The sequence below is a fragment of the Mesorhizobium sp. dw_380 genome (assembly GCF_018588885.1).
Taxonomy (GTDB): Bacteria; Pseudomonadota; Alphaproteobacteria; order Rhizobiales; family Rhizobiaceae; genus Mesorhizobium.
The window spans coordinates 1-337 of record NZ_JAFFIW010000161.1; the positions used below are offsets into that span (position 1 = coordinate 1).

Here is a 337-nt window from a genome sequence, read left to right on the forward strand (position 1 = left end):
TTCAACGACCGCGGCCGCTTTGGGGCTTCGCCTCGGGTCCGCCGGGAACGTGAAGAGGGTCCCCTCCGCCGCGGGGCCGGCGATGAGGCCAAACTCCTCGGTGGACAAAGTATCGCCTGAGACGAGTTGAAGCGAGTATCCGCGGTCGCGTGCAGCACTGGCCATGAGCGCGGCTGCGTGATGGCGGCCGCCGAGGTACAACACGGCAATATCCGCTGCCTCCAGAGCAGCGATTTCAGCCGAATAATCCGTCTTTCCGGGGTCGTAAGCCTCATAGATCGCTTCGGTTACGCCCCGCTTGTTCAACTGCTTTCTAGTCTCGTCGGCGAGACCCTTT

General features: G+C 62.6%; 1 protein-coding gene. It reads right to left on the reverse strand.

Going from position 1 to position 337, the window contains the following annotated elements:
• Window positions 1-337, reverse strand: a 337-nt coding sequence (locus tag JT360_RS33365) for an ABC transporter substrate-binding protein (RefSeq protein WP_214477751.1), incomplete at both ends; no start/stop codon positions are given.